This window comes from Pseudomonas sp. UBA6315, from assembly GCF_002438125.1.
Lineage (GTDB): Bacteria > Pseudomonadota > Gammaproteobacteria > Pseudomonadales > Pseudomonadaceae > Aquipseudomonas > Aquipseudomonas faucium.
The window spans coordinates 21145-37311 of record NZ_DJTF01000079.1; the positions used below are offsets into that span (position 1 = coordinate 21145).

Sequence of the window (16167 nt, forward strand, 5' to 3'; positions counted from 1 at the left end):
GTTGGTTACCAAAACCCGGCCCGCGCGGGGGGCCGGGTTGCGCCATGGCAAGTCAGAAGTAGTAGGGGAATTTCAGGCTGAAGGAGAAGTCCGGGGCATCGTCGGTCAGGCCGATGGCCAGGTTGGGCACGATGGTGAGGTTGTTGCTGGCGGCAAACGTCAGGCCGATGTTGAAGTTGGCCGCGTTGTAGTCGCTGTTGGTGATCGACTGCCAGTCACCGCCGTCAGGCTTGATCTTGCTCTTGCGGGCAAACTGGTCGGTGACCGAGAACGACATGCTCATCTTCTCGTTCAGGGCAAAGGCGATACCGCCGCCGATCTGCCAGGAGTCGCCCAGTTTCACATCGCCCGGCACCTTGGTGTTGACCGTGGGGCTGATGTCACTGAACGAATCCTGCATGTTGTAGGTGTACGACAGGCTGCCGAACAGCACCGCCGGGTCGAAGGTCTTGACCAGCGAGATGCCCGGGGTGATGGCCCAGACGCCGTTACCGGTCGGCAGGTCTTCCGGAATGGCCAGGTTGTCGTTGCCCGGGTCCTGGATCAGCTTGATGCCGTAAGGATCTTTGCCGGTAGGCGCCTTGACCCGCAGGGTGGCGACGGCATCCGGCCAGTTTTCCGACTCGTCGATGAACTTGTAGGCCACGCCGACGTTGACGTCGCCGATCATCGGGTCGCGGGTGACGGTGCCGTCGGAGCTCACCCCGGCAGCACCGCCGGCGCCGCCCGAGGAATAGGTCGATTCGCGATAGACGATGGGTACGTTTATATCGAATTGCCAGCGTTGGTCGACGTTGTAGCGTGCGGTCAGGTCCAGCGTCCAGTTGTCGGCCTTGATGCGGTCGATGTTGATGTTGCCCAGGAAGATCGAGTCGAGCGCCAGGAAACCGTTGAGGGTCAGGGCGCGGGTGTCGTAATGGGTGTAGGTCACACCGGTTTCGACGCTGAACTTGCCGCCGCCGAAGAAGCCGCTGGCTTCGTCATACAGGTTGGACACGCTTTGCGCCGGTTCCGAATCGTCCTTGAGCGACTGGCCATAGGAGCTGCCACTCGTGCCAGGGGCCCCGGAGGCCACGGTTTGCGCCCCCTTGACGCCTTCGGCCGGCGACTTGGTCAAGCGCTTGGGCGCAGGGGTCGCCGGGGCTTCTTCGACCTGGCGAAGGCGTTGTTCCAGCACCATCAATGCATTCTGTTGGGCTTCGTAGCGCTCTTTGAGCGCGATCAGTTCTTGTTTCAGTGCTTCGACCTGGGGGTCGGTTGCTGCTTGAAGCAAAGTGGCCGGGGCCAAGGTACTCAAACAAACGATAGCTCTCAACGTAAACAAACGATGCATGGATTAGCCGTCCCTTCTGACTACTTGTTCGATGAGACTGAGCGTAGATCAGTATCCGCCGTTGCGAAGACCTTTGAGCTGATCAAGATTGGCGTTCATCGGCGCTGCGGCCGAGGGGTTGTCGCGCAGCACCACATTCAGCTCGGTCAGGTTGCGCACCTGGTTGCCCGCGCCGAGCAGGGTGGTGTTCTGCATCAGGCCACCCTGGGCCAGCCGCTGCAGGCTGCTGCCCTGGTTGTTGTTGGCGACGATGCCCAGCTGAACCCCGGTGCCATTGGCCGAAACGCTCAATGAGCCTGCGCCGTTGGCGCCGGTCAGGGTCTGCCCGGCTGCCAGGGCCTGGCCTTGCGGCGGTGTGGCCGGCGCCTCGTTGCCCTTGGTGACATTGATGCCGACATCGTTGTAGGCCGCGTTGTAGTCGCCGGCGGCGCGCACCACCTGGGTCACGCCCTCGGTGCTGTTCAGGCCGCTGCCACCGGTGATGGTGCCGGTGCCCGGGGCCTGGTTGTGCGAGGTGCCGGCGCCTTTTTCATTGATCATCGACACATAGAACTGCGGCTGCAGGGTCGAATGCTGGATCTGCATCGAGGAGGTGGCGCCGATCACTTCACCATTGGCGTTCTGCCAGGTGCTGGTCATGACCACGCCGAAGCTGACGATGCGCCCGGGCAATACGTAGCGACCCCGCAGGTTGGCCAGCTCCTGATCCTTCAGTTCGATGGGCTTGAACGTCTGTGCCTGGGTCGGCAGGCTAGCAGCCAGGCAAAGGACTGCGAGCCAGCATGAAGTCTTCATGGGATGCTCCCGGGGCGTCTTGCCCCTTGTCATTAGAAGAAGTCGCTTTGGATGAAGCCGAAGTCCATCAACTCTGCATCCTTCACCGGGGTGAAGTTGTTGATGCGATTCTTGGCGCTCAGTGGCAGGGGCGGGTCGAGCAAGATGTTGGACTTGTCGTACCCTTGGCCGATCACGGCGAAGATGATGCCGTTCCAGCCCTTGACGAAATCATCGAGCTTGAAGCGTTTGTGGCCCAGCACCGGGTCGCCGATGTAGACCCAGCCCTGGTCGACCTTCTGCATCACCACGAAGTGCTTGTAGCCGCGGATATCCATCAGCACCACCACTGGGATGCGGATGCTGTGCAGGGTGTCGGCGGCTACCCGGTAGCCGCGGGCGCGCATGCCCAGGCTTTCCACGTAGCGTTTCATGTCGAGCATCGAGAAGCCCTGGGTACGCACCAGGTCCTGGTCGGCGTTGGCCAGCATGCCCTCGATCACGTGTTGTTCGTCCACGTCGAGCCAGTAGGCCTGGCGCAGGATGGTCGCCAGCGACGCGGCGCCGCAACTGAAGTCGGTTTTCTGTTGCACAAGGTCGGCGAACTTGCGCTCGCGGATGCTCTGTACGGGCTTGTAGATCACCGCGCCGCCCGGCAGGACGGACAACGGCATTTGGGCTGCTTCGCTCACACTGGCCATGCACAGCAAGAACGCCAAGGCGATAATGCGCATGTTCGATGCCCCCAACGGGTTTGGTTGAAAGAAGGCCCCCCGAAGGGGGCCTCCAGGCCACAGCAGTTACATCGAGGTGTTGGAGATGGCCAGCGAGTTGCTTTGCTGGTTGCCCACACCGGATGCCACGTTCACGCCCAGGTTGCCGCTGCCGCCATTGACCGAACCACTGAGGGTTGCGGTGTTGGTGACAGGGTTGGCCCAGCCGGTCGGGGTCAGCACTTGGAAGGACACGGTGTTGCTCAGGTCATACGAGTTGGCCTCGTTGTAGCTCTTCGAGATGCTGTCCGAAGATTGCGAGGCTTTCTCGCCAGACTTCTCGAAGGCCGAAGCGTTGGCTTTCTCCCATGCCGACTGGTGAGCCTTCTCGTAGGAAGTATCACGGGCCTTGTCATAGGAAGAGTCGCGGCTGTGGTCATACGAGGAGGCGTTGGCCTTGTCGTAGGACGAGTTGAAGGCCGTGTCGAACGACGAGTTGCTGGACGACTGGTGCGACTTGTCGATCGAGGCATCGAGCGATGCATTGAGCGAGGCGTCGAAGTCGCCGCTGCGCGAACGCGTGAAGTTGCCGAAGGTTTGCGACGAGGACGCACTGCCCGAGGCGCTGGCATCGAGCGAAGCGTTCACCGAAGCACTCGACGAGGAGCTGTGGTCAGTGCTCGCCGTACCGTTGGCAGCCCAGTTGTTCGAACCGTTGGCGCTGCTGTTGTTGCTGCCGCTGGCGCTGCTGCTGTTGGAGCCGCTGGCGGTCATGCTACTAGACCCGCTGGAGCTGCTGTTCTTCGAGCCGCTGGCGCTGCTGCTTTGGTTGCCAGCCACGCTGAAGCTCGAACTGGAGCTCTTGTCGACGCTCGCATCGAACGAGCCGCTGCGCGAGGACGAACCGCTCGAAGTGGTGGTGAAGCTCAGGGTATCGAGCGAGTAGGTACGATCGGCGCGGTTTTCCACGGTCAGGCCAGGGCCGTTCTGGTTGGCGCTGGCGGTGGCGGTGGAGTTGCCAATGGCGGCACTGTTGTTGGCAATGGCCATGGTGTTTTTCTGCTGGTTCAGGTCGCCACCGGCCACGTTGATGCCAACGTTGCCGCTGCTGCCGTCAGCCGAGCCGCTCATGACCGCAGAGCTCTGGGTAGACCAGTTCTTGACGGTGTTGTTGTTGCTGTACTGTTGCACGCTAGCCGTGGCTTCGGAGTTGCCGAAGACGAAGCTGTTGTCGATTGCGGCGTTGTCGGACGCGGTGTTGGCGATGGCCGCGGCGTTGTCCTGCTGGTTGCCGTTACCGGCCGCCACGTTGACGCCCACGTTGCCGCTCGCGCCGGTGCCGGAGCTGCTCATTTCAGCTTCGTTGACGGTGCCTTCGTTGAGGATCTTGTTGCCAGTGCTGCGCTGAGTATCAGTAGCCTTGGCAGTGGCGGTGGTGTAGATCTGCTTTGCCGGTGGTGTGTGGTTATTGTTGTGGCCATGGCCACGCCGGTCGTTCTGATCCGCTTGTGCAGCAACAGCCATGACCGCAGCAATTGCGAAAACCAGAGGCTTGATTGCCATCGAGGGTTTCATGGTGTTTCTCCGTCTTCTTTAGGTTAAGTGTTGTGCTTACTTACACCTTCGGGTCAGTTCGGGACCCGTACGCTCAGGGTGTTTGCCATCTGGTTACCCACCCCGGCGCTCTGATTCAGCTGAATGACCCCGCGGCTACCGGTGAATGCCTGGTCACCGGTGGTGACATGGCGATAGCCGGGAGAGGTATCAGTCGGATCGGAGCTTTTGATCAGCGCCACGTTCTGCTGCAACAGGACGCTGTCATCGATGCTTTGCGGTTGTGTACTGATGCTGATGCGCAGGGCGTTGGCCTGCTGGGTGCTGGCCCCGGCGCTCTGGTTCACGCCCAGGGCACCGTTGCCATGGCTGAAGGCATTGCCCTGGATGCTGGCGGTGGCGCCCATGTTGGGGTCGATGATCGACAGCTGGCGTTGGCGGATCTGCGTGGTCGCCGCGGCATGGGTGCCGGTGGCGATGGCGCGGGCGTTGGCCTGTTGCTGCAGGTCGCCGGCCGCCTGGTTGACGCTGAAGTTGCCTTGGTACTGCGCGCCGGAGCTGTCGATGTCGGCGCTGTTGATCACGGGAACGGGCGACTGGGCGAAGGCCGAGGCACTGCACAGGGTGGCCAGGATAAACAGCGTCTGCCTCATCTCATTTGCCTCCGGTCAGCATCTGCAGGGGCGCCAGGCCGCGCTGCACGCTTGAGTTGACCATGTTGGAAATGCCGTTGCCGGAGCCTGACCCACGGCCGGCTGCCAGGTTGGGCAGCTGGGTCTGGGTGCCGATGCTGCCGCCGACGTTGTTGGTCTGCTGGGTGATCAGCGAGGAAATGCCGGTGCCGCTGGTGATGTTGGCGAAGTCGCCATCACTGAGCTCGTTGGTTTGCCTGAGCACTTGCGCGGACGGGTTGGCGTTGGCGGTGGTGGGGTAGGGGTCGGGCGCCAGCGGCGCACGGGTGGCGATGCGTGGCTGCACATCGCGGGTGATCACGATGATGCCGTTGTCGGCCTGCACCGGAACGCTGAAGCCCGCGCCCAATGCACAACCGACCAGCAGCAGGCGGCAGATGCCATTGTCCAGTTTTCCCATGACGGCAATCCTTCTTCAGCGCTGGCCTGAATCGGCGTTGCGAGGAGGAGAGCAGAAGGCGTGCCGCTTTTGGATATTGCCGGTTAATCAGTGGGTTGCATGAACTTGCTGGCGGCGCTGGGAGAATCCTGTATCAGCGTTGAGACAGATTTTGGCCAACAGGGGCCATTTGCCGCTATGGCTGTTGCGCGAAAGGCACTTCCAGGCGTTGTAACAGCTGCGTGACACTTCCCCAGCCCTGGGGGAAGAAGTCCGCAATCACGGGGGTCTACGCCCGCCTGGGTGTGTCAGGGAGTTAACACTCGGTGGGGCAAACCGGCGGTTTTCCCTGCAACAGGCCCTGCACGGCGCGCAATGCCGCCGCATTGCGTTGCGGCCAGTCACCCTCTATTACCTGCAGCGGCTGCTCATGCTGCTGCAGCCAGGCCAAACTGTCGGCGAAGAAGCGTTGCCGGTCGGCCAGGTCTGGCTGGCTGCGCTGGCCGTCTGCCACCCAGCCCACGCCTTGCGGGCTGAGCAGCAGGTGCAGGTCATAGCGGCGAGTCAGCAGGGCCTGCTCCAGCCACGCCGGGCAATCCTGGAACAGCGCCCGGCTCCAGAGCATGTTGCTGAGCAGGTGGGTGTCGAGGATCAGCAGTTCAGGCGCCTGCTGGCGTGCCTGGTCCTCCCAGGCCAGCTGGCCCTGGGCGATGGGGGTGATATCGGCGTAGCAGGTGTCGCGGCCTTCGCGGTCGATGAAGTGGCGCACGTACTCGCCCACCACCACGCCGCCGAAATGCGCCTGGATTTCACCGCTGAGCCAGCTCTTGCCGCTGGACTCGGGGCCACACAGCACCAGGACCTTCATGCCTGCAGCGCCGGGTCGCGGCGCCACTCCAGCCAGCCGCGCACGGCAATCAAGGTCAGCACGGCGAAGAAGCCTGCGGTGAAGTACAGCGCTTGGTGCAGGTACTGGCCGACGTAGGCCACGTCCACCACGATCCACAGAGGCCAGCACTGCACGCGCTTTTGCGCCATCCACAGTTGCGCGACCAGGCTGAAGCCGGTCAGCGTGGCGTCCAGCCAGGGCAGGGCGGCATCGGTCCAGTGGGCCATGGCTGCGCCCAGGGCCACGCTCAGCAGCAGGCCGCCTGCCAGCCCGGCGGCCACTGCCGGCACCGCCAGGCGCGAGACCTGGCGGGCATCTTCGACCCGGCCCGGGCGCTTCCACTGCCACCAGCCATACAGTTGCAGCGCGGCGTAGGCCACTTGCAGGAGCATGCCCGAGTACAGCTTCACATCGAAGAACAGCCAGCCATATATAAGCACCATCACCAGGCCGATCGGCCAGCACCAGGCGTTCTGCTTGACGGTAAGCCACACGGCGGTGACGCCGAGCACGGCGGCGATGAGTTCGAGGCCGGACATCGGCGATCCTTGGCTGCTTTGGAAGGGGCGCGATTGTAGCCTGTGGGCGAGGGCAGGTGTAGCGCAGCGTGTGGGCCGGCTGCACCGCCCCGCCACGGGGTCACACCTTGAATTGCCGAAGCATCTGCTCCAGGCCTTCGCTCAACTGCCCCAGGGCCAGCCCGGCATCGCTCGACTGGCGCGCCGCATCGGCGGTCTGCTGCGACAGCCCGGCGGTGTCGAGCACGTTGCGGTTTATTTCCTCGACCACATGCGACTGCTGCAGGGTGGCGCTGGCAATCGAGGCGTTGAGGGCGGTGAGGCTGTGCAGCGCCTGGTTGATGGCACTGAGGCTGGCCCCGGCCTCGCGGGCCTGTTCGACGGTCTGGCGCGAGGCCTCGCTGCTGGTGTCGATGGCTTTGACCGCAGCATCGGACTGCTTCTGCAGGTGCTCGATCATGGTATGGATCTCGGCCGTCGACTGCGCCGTGCGCTGGGCCAGCAGGCGCACCTCGTCGGCCACCACGGCAAAGCCGCGGCCCTGTTCGCCGGCGCGTGCGGCTTCGATGGCGGCGTTGAGGGCGAGCAGGTTGGTCTGCTCGGCGATGGCGCGGATCACGTCCAGCACGCCGCCGATCCGCGTGCTGTGCCCGGCCAGGTCGCGGATCACCTGCACCGCCTGATCGATGGTCAGCGACAGTCGGTCGATCTGTTGCAGGCTGCCCTGGATGGCCTGCTGGCCATTTTCCACCTGCTGCTGTGCGGCATGCATTTCGCCTGCGGCCTGCTCGGCGGTCTTGGCCACGTCCTGGACGGCGTAGGTGACTTCGTTGACGGCAGTCGCCACCTGGTCCATCTGCAGCGATTGCTGGGCACTGTGCTGCTGTGCGGCGCCGGCGTTGTCGCCGACATGCCCGGCGGAGTGGGCCAGGGCGTGGGCGGTTTGCTGCAACTGGCCAACCACCCCCTGGAGCTTGCCGTTGAAGCGGTTGAAGTGTTCGCCAAGCTGGGTGATTTCGTCGCGGCCATGGGTGTCGAGGCGGCGCGTCAGGTCGCTCTCGCCGCTGGCGATATTGCCCATCGCCTGCACCGCCTCCTGCAGCGGGCGCGCAATGCTGCGGGCGATCAGCATGACCACCAGGGCCATCAGCAGAGCGATGCCCAGGCCGACCAGGGAGGCGTCACGCAGTTGCCGGGCGAATTCGGCCTGCACGTCATCGACATAGACGCCGGAGCCGATGACCCAGCCCCATGGCTGGAACAGCTGAATGTACGAAGTCTTGGCCACCGGTTCGCTGGCACCGGGCTTGGGCCAGCGGTAGTTGACCGGCCCGGCGCCCTGGCTGCGGGCCAGGGCGGCCATTTCGTTGAACACCGCGAAGCCGTCCGGGTCGCGGATCGCGGACAGGTCCTGGCCGTCGAGCTTGGGGTTGGTCGGATGCATGATCATCTTCGGCCCCAGGTCGTTGATCCAGAAGTAGTCGCCCTGGTCATAGCGCAGCGCGCGCACCACTTGCAGCGCCTGCTGCTGCGCGGCCTCGCGGCTGAGCGTACCGGCGGCCTCCAGCCCCTGGTAGTAGGCCAGTACGCTGGCGGCGGTCTGCACCACATGGCGGGTTTTTTCCGCCTTGGCCTGGTACAGGTCGCCGTGGATCTGGCGCAGCATCAGCAGGCCCAGAACCAGCAACATGCCTACCGCAACCAGCAGAATCAGCCACAGGCGGCGACTGATCGACATCGACCTCAAGGTCTTCATGAACGGCACTCCCGCATTGTTCTTGTTATTCAGTGCATCCAAGCATGCTTGGCCGTCAGTGCAGTATCCGACTAATGGCTAAGTGCCATTTATTTATAGCACTTACGCCTGGCGGGCGAGCCATCACCAGACCGCTCTGCTAGGCTGTCGGCCGCGCAGGATGAAACCTTTAGCCTGGGTGAACTTTTCCACTGGCGTAACTCCAACAGTCGCTGTAAAAGATCCGCGCCGCGAACGGCACATACAAGCAAATCAAGAACAAGGGGCCTGCAAGCAGCAGCGCTTCAACGGGGGAACGATGGATTTTTGGACTGCCTTTCAGGCAATCATCTTAGGCGTGGTCGAAGGCTTGACGGAGTTTCTGCCGATCTCCAGTACCGGGCACCAGATCATCGTCGCCGACTTGATCGGTTTTGGCGGTGAGCGGGCCATGGCGTTCAACATCATCATCCAGCTGGCAGCGATCCTGGCGGTGGTGTGGGAGTTTCGGCGCAAGATTCTCGACGTGGTGATCGGCCTGCCCAGCCAGCCGAAAGCGCGGCGCTTCACGGCCAACCTGCTGCTGGCCTTCCTGCCGGCGGTGGTGCTGGGGGTGCTGTTCGCCGACCTGATCCACCACTACCTGTTCAACCCGATCACCGTGGCCACGGCGTTGGTCATCGGTGGCGTCATCATGCTCTGGGCCGAGCGCCGTGCGCACCGGGTGCAAGTGGACCATGTCGATGACATGCGCTGGACGCACGCGCTGAAAATCGGTTTCGTCCAGTGCCTGGCGATGATCCCGGGCACTTCGCGTTCGGGCTCGACCATCATCGGCGGCCTGCTGTTCGGCCTGTCGCGCAAGGCCGCCACGGAGTTTTCGTTCTTCCTGGCGATGCCGACCATGGTCGGCGCCGCGGTGTATTCGGGCTACAAGTACCGCGACCTGTTCCAGCCCGCCGACCTGCCGGTGTTCGCCGTAGGCTTCGTCACCTCGTTCATCTTCGCGATGATTGCGGTGCGGGCGCTGCTCAAGTTCATTGCCAACCACAGCTATGCGGCGTTTGCCTGGTACCGCATCGTGTTCGGCCTGCTGATCCTGGCGACCTGGCAGTTCGGTTGGGTCAACTGGTCGACGGCTGCCGGCTGATGCGCCTCAAGCTGCTGGTGCTGGCTGTGTTGTGCCTGCTGCCCTTGGCAGGTGCGCTGCAGATGGCCTGGATTGGCCAGTCGTGGCTGCCGCTGGGGCTGTACCCGGCGGCCAGCCTGGTGGCCGTGCTGTTGTACTGGCAAGACAAGCAGCAGGCGCGCAATGCCGGCTGGCGCACGCCGGAAAAGGTGCTGCATGCCAGTGAACTGCTCGGCGGCTGGCCGGGGGCATTGGTGGCCCAGCAGCTGTTCCGGCACAAGACGCGCAAGCTGTCGTATCAGGCCGTGTTCTGGGGCATCGTGCTGTTGCACCAGGTGTTCTGGGCCGACTGGCTGTTTCTGGGCAACCACCTGCTGTCGTAGGGCCCGCCTTAGATCAGCAAGCCCACCTGCAGGCGCTTGGGCAGGCGCCGCACCACCAGCTGGTGCGAGCGCTGCAGCAAGTCGCACAGCTCTTCACGGCCCATGGGGTAGGGCGGCTGCATGATGACCCAGTGCGCCCGCGCCAGGTAAGGCGCAGGCCGCACCCCAGGGCGGTCGCAATAGCCCAGAAACAGCTCGTTGCCCACCTTGAACGACAGCCCTTCACCCGCCAGCCCGATGACCGCGAACATCTTGTTGCCGGCCACCGAGAACACGCGGATGCCGCCCCATTTGTAGTCTTCCCGTGCCCCCGGCAGGCTCAGGCAAAACGCCGCCACCTGCTCCTCGGTCATCTTCTGCCTAGACATAACGCTCTCCACAGGCCTCGAACGAGGCGGCGAGGTGGTCGATCCATACCCGCACCGCCGGCAACACGCCTCGCCGATGGGGGTACACCGCCTGCAGGTAGCCCCCCGGCAGCGACCATTCCGGCAGCAGCCGCACCAGCTCGCCGCGTGCCAGCTCTTCTTCGCAGAACATGCTCGGCAAGGCGGTGAAACCAAGCCCTGCGCGCACGGCGGCATTGCGCACCACGAAGTCGTCGATGGCCAGGCGCGGTTCCAGGGCAATTTCCTGCTCCCGGCCATTGGGCCCGTGCAAGCGCAGGTGCACCAGCCGGTCGGCCTCGGCGGCGCCCAGCACCGGCAGGCTGGCCAGCTCGGCCGGGTCGCGCACATGGTCGGCAAAGCCCGGCGCGGCCACCAGTTGCATTTGCGCCTGGCGCAGGCGGCGGGTGACCAGCGCCGGGTCCTCGTCGCCCAGGTCGCGCACGCGCAGGGCCACGTCGATGCCTTCGGAAATCAGGTCGACGCGGCGGTTGAGCAGCACCATGTCCAGTTGCACCTGCGGGTACTGCTGCAGGAAGCGGCTGATCACATCGGGCAGGAAGGCATGCGCCAGCGCCACCGGGCACGACACCCGCAAGCGGCCGCGCGGCTCGCTGCTCAGGCTGGCCACCACCTCGTCGGCCGCCTCCGCTTCCATCAGCATCGCCTGGCAGTGGTGCAGGTAGCGTTCACCGACCGTGGTCAGCTTCAACTGCCGCGTGGTGCGTTGCAAAAGGCGCGTGCCGAGGCGTTCTTCCAGCTCGGCGATGCGCCGCGACAGGCGCGATTTGGGGATCCCCAGCTGGCGCCCGGCAGCGGCGAAACCGCCGGCTTCGACCACGCGGGCGAAATAGAAGAGGTCATTGAGGTCTTGCATGGCTGTCTCACTGTTCTACCTGTGGGACAAACTAACGCATTTTTACCGGCTTATCAGCTATTGGTCGCTTAGGTAGGATTCTCTCCATCGTGATCGCCCACCGCCGCGGTCTTCATTCACAGGAGAGTCCCATGAAACTGTTGCATATCGATTCGAGCATCCTGGGCGACAATTCCGCCTCCCGCCAGCTCAGCCGCGAAGTGGTCCAAGCCTGGAAAGCCGCAGACCCGAGCATCGAAGTGGTCTACCGCGACCTGGCCGCCGACGCCATCGCCCACTTCTCGGCGGCCACCCTGGTGGCTGCCGGCACCCCGCAAGACGTGCGTGACGCCGCCCAGGCCTTCGAAGCCAAGCTCAGCGCCGAAACCCTGGAAGAGTTCCTGGCTGCCGACGCCGTGGTGATTGGCGCGCCGATGTACAACTTCAGCGTGCCGACCCAGCTCAAGGCCTGGATCGACCGCGTCGCGGTTGCCGGCAAGACCTTCCGCTACACCGAAGCCGGCCCAGAAGGGCTGTGTGGTGACAAGAAAGTGGTGCTGGTGTCCACTGCCGGTGGCCTGCACGCCGGCCAGCCGACCGGTGCCGGCCACGAAGACTTCCTCAAGGTGTTCCTCGGCTTCATCGGCATCACCGACCTGGAAATCGTCCGCGCCCATGGCCTGGCCTACGGCCCGGAACACCGCAGCAAGGCGATCGATGCTGCCCAGGCGCAGATTGCCAACGAGCTGTTCGCCGCGGCCTGATCCGGCCAGCCACAGCGCACCCGCCTGTTCGATGAGCAGGCGGGTGTCGTTATTTGTTTCATCCAGATTTCATCTGCCACCCGGTCAACGCGTCCTATCCTCAGGTAATCCCCTCGCCCTGCGCGGATGGCCGGCCGATGAACATTCCCCGTTGCTTGCTGGCATTGTTTCTGTGCGCTGGCCTGTTGCTCGATGCCCAGGCTGCCCCCTTGGCCTCCCCTTGGGTGGCCGGGCTGCACCACATGACCCTGGCCGACCCGGTCGATGCACGGCCGATGCAAGCCTTGGCGTTCTACCCCGCCCACGGCACGCCGCGCACCCTGCGCATCGATGGTTACCCCGTCGAGGTGGCCGAAGAAGCCCCGGTTGCCCTTGGCCAGTTCCCGTTGCTGGTGCTTTCCCATGGCAACACCGGCAGCCCTCTGGCCTTGCACTACCTGGCAACCTCGCTGGCGCGCCAGGGTTTCGTGGTGGTGGCGGTGGTGCACCCTGGTGACAACGCCAGCGACCACAGCCGGCTAGGCACCCTGAGCAACCTGTATGGCCGCCCCTTGCAGATCAGCGCCGCGATCACTGCTGCCCGTGCGGACGCACTGTTGGCGCCCTATTTGAACGACGGCAAGGTGGGGGTGATCGGCTACTCGGCAGGGGGTGAAACGGCGCTGATCCTCTCTGGCGCTCGGCCCGACCTGGACCGCCTGCGCCAGTATTGCCTGGAGCGCCCCAACGATGGCGACGCCTGCAAGACCCACGGCGTACTGATTGCCGACCGCAGCGAACTGCAGCCACAGGCCGACCCGCGGGTGGGCGCGGTGATGCTGATGGCGCCGTTGAGCCTGATGTTCGGCCGCCATGCCCTGGCCAACGTCAAGGTGCCGGCGCTGATCTACACCGGCGATAGCGACCAGTTGCTGGCAGTGGACCGCAATGCCGAGGCGCTGGCGCGCAAGTTGCCGGTCACCCCCGACTACCGCCTGCTCGCCGGGGCCGGGCACTTCGTGTTCATGGCCCGCTGCGATGAAGAGCAGCACGCGCGCATGCCGGTCTTGTGCAAGGACGCCGAAGGGGTCGATCGGCGCCATATCCATCATTCCCTGAAGCTTGAAACCGCCTCGTTCTTCAGCCAGGCCCTGGGCGCCCCGGAGCATGCCGAGCGTTCAGCTGCCACCAGCCCGGCGCGCCAGTAGCAGCGTCAGGCCCACCCCGGCCAGGGCCAGCAAGGCCGCGACGCAGAAGATCGAGGCGTAGCCCAGGTGCATCGCCACCGCGCCCATCACCGGCCCGGCCACCGCGAGCGCCATGTCGAAGAACACCGCATAGGCGCCCAGCCCGGCGCCACGGCTGCTGCTGGGCACCTGCTTGATCGCCTCGACGCCCAGCGCCGGGTACACCAGCGACAGCCCGAAACCGGTAAGCCCGGCGCCAAGCAATGCCCAGCCTGGTGCGGGCGCCAGCCACAACAGGCTCAGGCCCAGCACTTCGGTGGCCATGCAGGCGACCGCCACGTTGTAGCCGCCGAAACGGTTGACGGCGTTGACGAACAGCAGCCGCGAAATGATGAAGCACAGGCCGAAGGCACTCAGGCACCAGGCCGCGCCGGCCCAGCCGCGTTCCAGGTAATACAGGGTGACGAAGGTGGTCAGGGTGCCGTAGCCGATCGACGCCAGGGTCAGCCCCAGGCCGCAAGGGGCCACGCGCCCGAACGCCGACCAGAACGCCAAGCGCTCACCGCGCACCACCACGACATCCGGGCGCTTGCGCAGCAACGCCAGCGCCAGCACGGCCAGTACCAGCAACGCCGGGCCGAGCACGCTGAAGTCCAGGCCATCGACGGCCAGCACGCCCACCGGCGCGCCGATGGCGATGGCCCCGTAGGAGGCGATGCCGTTCCAGGAGATCACCCGGGCGGTGTGCTCCGGCCCCACCTGGCTGATGCCCCAGCTCAATGTGGCGACGCCGATCAGGCCCTGGGCCAGCCCCAGCAGCAGGCGCCCGCCTAAAAGCAGGGCCAGGCTCAGCAGTGGCGTACTCAAGGTCCAGGCGGAAAACAACGTCAACACGCCACAGCCGGCGATGCCCAGCAGGCCGAAGCGAATCGCTTTCTTGCCGCCCAGGGTGTCTGCCACACGCCCGGCGAAAGGCCGGCTGAGCAGGGTGGCGAGGTATTGCAGGCCGATGGTGATGCCGGCGACCACAGCGCCGAAGCCAAGCTGGTCATGCACGTAGCCGGGCAGCACGGCAATCGGCAGGCCGATGCAGAGGAAGGCAATGAAGGTGTAGAAGACGATCGACAGGATCTGCAGGGTGATGCTGGAGGTACTGGCGGCGGGGGCGGGTTGTTGCGCGGTCATGGGCTCGTTCGCGGGCGGGCGGTGGGGCGTGGCCTCATCATGGCCGCTGCGCGAAGGAAATGAAAGCAGGCTAACTAATTATTCATCGGCACTTGTGCTGCAGCCATCGCCGGCAAGCCGGCTCCCACAGGGATGGTGCAGCACTCTGCTATTCCTGTGGGAGCCGGCTTGCCGGCGATGAGGCCATCACAGCCTCAGCTGTTTCAGACCACGACGCCCTGGCTGCGCAGGTAATCGTCATAGGTACCGCTGAAGTCCACCACGCCATCGGGCGACAGCTCGATGATGCGCGTGGCCAGCGACGACACGAACTCACGGTCGTGGCTGACGAACAGCAGGGTGCCCGGGTAGTTCTCCAGCGCCAGGTTCAGCGCTTCGATCGATTCCATGTCCAGGTGGTTGGTCGGTTCGTCCATCACCAGCACGTTGGGCTTTTGCAGGATCAGCTTGCCGAACAGCATGCGGCCTTGCTCACCACCGGAAATCACCTTCACCGACTTGAGGATCTCGTCGTTGGAGAACAGCATGCGCCCGAGGGTGCCGCGGATCACCTGCTCACCGCTGGTCCACTGGCCCATCCAGTCGAACAGGCTCATGTCGTCTTCGAAGTCGTGGGCGTGGTCCTGGGCGTAGTAGCCCACTTCGGCGCTGTCGGTCCATTTCACCGAGCCTGCATCCGGCGTCATCTCGCCCACCAGGGTGCGCAGCAGGGTGGTCTTGCCGATGCCGTTGGGGCCGATGATCGCCACGCGCTCGCCGGCTTCGACGGTGATGTCGAAGTTCTTGAACAGGACCTTGTCGTCGAAGGCCTTGGCCATCTTCTCGACCACCACCGCCTGGCGGTGAAGCTTCTTGGTCTGCTCGAAGCGGATGAACGGGCTGACGCGGCTCGACGGCTTGACCTCGGCCAGCTGGATCTTGTCGATCTGCTTGGCGCGCGAGGTGGCCTGCTTGGCCTTGGAGGCGTTGGCCGAGAAGCGGCTGACGAAGGTCTGCAGCTCGGCGATCTGGGCTTTCTTCTTGGCGTTGTCCGACAGCAGCTGCTCGCGCGACTGGGTCGCGGCGGTCATGTACTCGTCGTAGTTGCCCGGGAACAGGCGCAGCTCGCCGTAGTCCAGGTCGGCCATGTGGGTGCAGACGCTGTTGAGGAAGTGGCGGTCGTGGGAAATGATGATCATGGTGCTGTTGCGCGCCGTGAGGATCGTTTCCAGCCAGCGGATGGTGTTGATGTCCAGGTGGTTGGTCGGTTCGTCGAGCAGCAGCACGTCCGGGTCCGAGAACAATGCCTGGGCCAGCAGCACGCGCAGTTTCCAGCCCGGCGCCACTTCGCTCATCGGGCCGAAGTGCTGTTCCAGCGGAATACCCAGGCCCAGCAGCAGCTCGCCGGCGCGCGATTCGGCGGTGTAGCCGTCCATTTCGGCGAATTCGGTTTCCAGCTCGGCGACGGCCATGCCGTCTTCTTCGGTCATTTCCGGCAGCGAGTAGATGCGGTCGCGCTCGGCCTTGACCTTCCACAGCTGGCCGTGGCCCATGATCACCGTGTCGATCACGGTGAATTCTTCATAGGCGAACTGGTCCTGGCGCAGCTTGCCCAGGCGGGTGTTGGGCTCGAGCATGACCTGGCCACCGGACGGCTCCAGGTCGCCGCCGAGGATCTTCATGAAGGTCGACTTGCCACAACCGTTGGCGCCGATCAGGCCGTAGCGGTTGC

Annotated in this window: 17 protein-coding genes and 1 pseudogene; 4 read left to right on the top strand and 14 right to left on the bottom strand. The window is 64.4% G+C overall.

The features are described 5' to 3' along the window. Positions 1-52: 52 nt before the first annotated feature. From B3E94_RS10750 to B3E94_RS25580, 10 genes and pseudogenes are all read right to left on the bottom strand, one after another. A complete protein-coding gene (locus tag B3E94_RS10750; protein WP_236235713.1) occupies positions 53-1333 on the bottom strand; it encodes a hypothetical protein in 1281 nt (426 codons plus the stop codon). A 48-nt stretch (positions 1334-1381) separates the two neighbouring features. Continuing rightward, positions 1382-2128 (bottom strand): hypothetical protein, encoded by a 747-nt coding sequence (locus tag B3E94_RS10755; protein ID WP_176510825.1) that lies wholly within the window; start codon positions 2126-2128, stop codon positions 1382-1384. A gap of 32 nt (positions 2129-2160) precedes the next feature. Then, entirely contained in the window at positions 2161-2841 is a 681-nt protein-coding gene (locus B3E94_RS10760; protein ID WP_176510826.1) for a C39 family peptidase, read from the bottom strand. A gap of 66 nt (positions 2842-2907) precedes the next feature. After that, the gene (locus tag B3E94_RS10765) at positions 2908-4395 is read right to left on the bottom strand and encodes a heme utilization protein (protein WP_286913466.1); all 1488 of its coding nucleotides are present in this window, start codon (positions 4393-4395) and stop codon (positions 2908-2910) included. Between the two features lie 53 nt (positions 4396-4448). Then, positions 4449-5027 carry an adhesin gene (locus B3E94_RS10770; protein WP_176518242.1) on the bottom strand — a complete coding sequence of 193 codons (579 nt, stop codon included), beginning with the start codon at positions 5025-5027 and terminating at the stop codon, positions 4449-4451. Between the two features lies 1 nt (position 5028). Beyond that, complete coding sequence (locus B3E94_RS10775; protein WP_176518241.1) at positions 5029-5466, bottom strand: hypothetical protein; 438 nt, start codon at positions 5464-5466, stop codon at positions 5029-5031. Between the two features lie 295 nt (positions 5467-5761). Further along, the gene (locus B3E94_RS10780) at positions 5762-6313 is read right to left on the bottom strand and encodes an AAA family ATPase (RefSeq protein ID WP_286913467.1); all 552 of its coding nucleotides are present in this window, start codon (positions 6311-6313) and stop codon (positions 5762-5764) included. Next, complete coding sequence (pnuC, locus tag B3E94_RS10785) at positions 6310-6873, bottom strand: nicotinamide riboside transporter PnuC (RefSeq protein ID WP_236193322.1); 564 nt, start codon at positions 6871-6873, stop codon at positions 6310-6312. Before pnuC ends, B3E94_RS10780 begins: the two co-directional genes overlap by 4 nt. A gap of 100 nt (positions 6874-6973) precedes the next feature. After that, positions 6974-7708 carry a methyl-accepting chemotaxis protein gene (locus B3E94_RS25575; RefSeq protein WP_373876238.1) on the bottom strand — a complete coding sequence of 245 codons (735 nt, stop codon included), beginning with the start codon at positions 7706-7708 and terminating at the stop codon, positions 6974-6976. A gap of 138 nt (positions 7709-7846) precedes the next feature. Further along, positions 7847-8608, bottom strand: a pseudogene (locus B3E94_RS25580) (cache domain-containing protein); the annotation flags it as partial. Positions 8609-8906: 298 nt separating this feature from the next. On the opposite strand from B3E94_RS25580, the gene B3E94_RS10795 reads away from it, so the two are divergent. After that, positions 8907-9737 carry an undecaprenyl-diphosphate phosphatase gene (locus B3E94_RS10795; RefSeq protein WP_236193326.1) on the top strand — a complete coding sequence of 277 codons (831 nt, stop codon included), beginning with the start codon at positions 8907-8909 and terminating at the stop codon, positions 9735-9737. Next, complete coding sequence (locus B3E94_RS10800) at positions 9737-10099, top strand: DUF1294 domain-containing protein (protein ID WP_373874182.1); 363 nt, start codon at positions 9737-9739, stop codon at positions 10097-10099. The genes B3E94_RS10795 and B3E94_RS10800 overlap by 1 nt, the downstream gene beginning before the upstream one ends. Before the next feature lie 8 nt (positions 10100-10107). Here the strand turns inward: B3E94_RS10800 and B3E94_RS10805 are convergent, their stop codons facing one another. Both B3E94_RS10805 and B3E94_RS10810 read right to left on the bottom strand, forming a co-directional pair. Next, positions 10108-10467, bottom strand: a complete 360-nt coding sequence (locus tag B3E94_RS10805) for an MmcQ/YjbR family DNA-binding protein (protein WP_176518295.1) — start codon at positions 10465-10467, stop codon at positions 10108-10110. Then, positions 10460-11362: a LysR substrate-binding domain-containing protein gene (locus tag B3E94_RS10810; RefSeq protein WP_286913471.1), complete on the bottom strand. Its 903-nt coding sequence runs from the start codon at positions 11360-11362 to the stop codon at positions 10460-10462. Before B3E94_RS10810 ends, B3E94_RS10805 begins: the two co-directional genes overlap by 8 nt. Before the next feature lie 131 nt (positions 11363-11493). On the opposite strand from B3E94_RS10810, the gene B3E94_RS10815 reads away from it, so the two are divergent. Beyond that, positions 11494-12105, top strand: a complete 612-nt coding sequence (locus tag B3E94_RS10815; RefSeq protein ID WP_286913472.1) for an FMN-dependent NADH-azoreductase — start codon at positions 11494-11496, stop codon at positions 12103-12105. Between the two features lie 137 nt (positions 12106-12242). Then, positions 12243-13292 carry an alpha/beta hydrolase family protein gene (locus B3E94_RS10820; RefSeq protein WP_286913473.1) on the top strand — a complete coding sequence of 350 codons (1050 nt, stop codon included), beginning with the start codon at positions 12243-12245 and terminating at the stop codon, positions 13290-13292. On the opposite strand, the gene B3E94_RS10825 is transcribed toward B3E94_RS10820, so the two are convergent. Together B3E94_RS10825 and B3E94_RS10830 are read right to left on the bottom strand one after the other, a co-directional pair. Beyond that, positions 13263-14456: an MFS transporter gene (locus B3E94_RS10825; protein ID WP_286913474.1), complete on the bottom strand. Its 1194-nt coding sequence runs from the start codon at positions 14454-14456 to the stop codon at positions 13263-13265. The genes B3E94_RS10820 and B3E94_RS10825 overlap by 30 nt on opposite strands. Before the next feature lie 203 nt (positions 14457-14659). Further along, positions 14660-16167, bottom strand: a 1508-nt coding sequence (locus B3E94_RS10830; RefSeq protein ID WP_286913475.1) for an ABC-F family ATPase, incomplete at its 5' end; no start/stop codon positions are given.

What these genes read in the sequence shown, in the direction of transcription:
- B3E94_RS10775 (WP_176518241.1), bottom strand. Translation starts at nt 5,466, where the DNA reads ATGGGAAAACTGGACAATGGCATCTGCCGCCTGCTGCTGGTCGGTTGT.
- B3E94_RS10750 (WP_236235713.1), bottom strand. Translation starts at nt 1,333, where the DNA reads ATGCATCGTTTGTTTACGTTGAGAGCTATCGTTTGTTTGAGTACCTTG.
- B3E94_RS10760 (WP_176510826.1), bottom strand. Translation starts at nt 2,841, where the DNA reads ATGCGCATTATCGCCTTGGCGTTCTTGCTGTGCATGGCCAGTGTGAGC.
- B3E94_RS10780 (WP_286913467.1), bottom strand. Translation starts at nt 6,313, where the DNA reads ATGAAGGTCCTGGTGCTGTGTGGCCCCGAGTCCAGCGGCAAGAGCTGG.
- B3E94_RS10800 (WP_373874182.1), top strand. Translation starts at nt 9,737, where the DNA reads ATGCGCCTCAAGCTGCTGGTGCTGGCTGTGTTGTGCCTGCTGCCCTTG.
- B3E94_RS10825 (WP_286913474.1), bottom strand. Translation starts at nt 14,456, where the DNA reads ATGACCGCGCAACAACCCGCCCCCGCCGCCAGTACCTCCAGCATCACC.
- pnuC (WP_236193322.1), bottom strand. Translation starts at nt 6,873, where the DNA reads ATGTCCGGCCTCGAACTCATCGCCGCCGTGCTCGGCGTCACCGCCGTG.
- B3E94_RS10765 (WP_286913466.1), bottom strand. Translation starts at nt 4,395, where the DNA reads ATGAAACCCTCGATGGCAATCAAGCCTCTGGTTTTCGCAATTGCTGCG.
- B3E94_RS10755 (WP_176510825.1), bottom strand. Translation starts at nt 2,128, where the DNA reads ATGAAGACTTCATGCTGGCTCGCAGTCCTTTGCCTGGCTGCTAGCCTG.
- B3E94_RS10770 (WP_176518242.1), bottom strand. Translation starts at nt 5,027, where the DNA reads ATGAGGCAGACGCTGTTTATCCTGGCCACCCTGTGCAGTGCCTCGGCC.
- B3E94_RS10795 (WP_236193326.1), top strand. Translation starts at nt 8,907, where the DNA reads ATGGATTTTTGGACTGCCTTTCAGGCAATCATCTTAGGCGTGGTCGAA.
- B3E94_RS10820 (WP_286913473.1), top strand. Translation starts at nt 12,243, where the DNA reads ATGAACATTCCCCGTTGCTTGCTGGCATTGTTTCTGTGCGCTGGCCTG.
- B3E94_RS10810 (WP_286913471.1), bottom strand. Translation starts at nt 11,362, where the DNA reads ATGCAAGACCTCAATGACCTCTTCTATTTCGCCCGCGTGGTCGAAGCC.
- B3E94_RS10805 (WP_176518295.1), bottom strand. Translation starts at nt 10,467, where the DNA reads ATGTCTAGGCAGAAGATGACCGAGGAGCAGGTGGCGGCGTTTTGCCTG.
- B3E94_RS25575 (WP_373876238.1), bottom strand. Translation starts at nt 7,708, where the DNA reads ATGGACCAGGTGGCGACTGCCGTCAACGAAGTCACCTACGCCGTCCAG.
- B3E94_RS10815 (WP_286913472.1), top strand. Translation starts at nt 11,494, where the DNA reads ATGAAACTGTTGCATATCGATTCGAGCATCCTGGGCGACAATTCCGCC.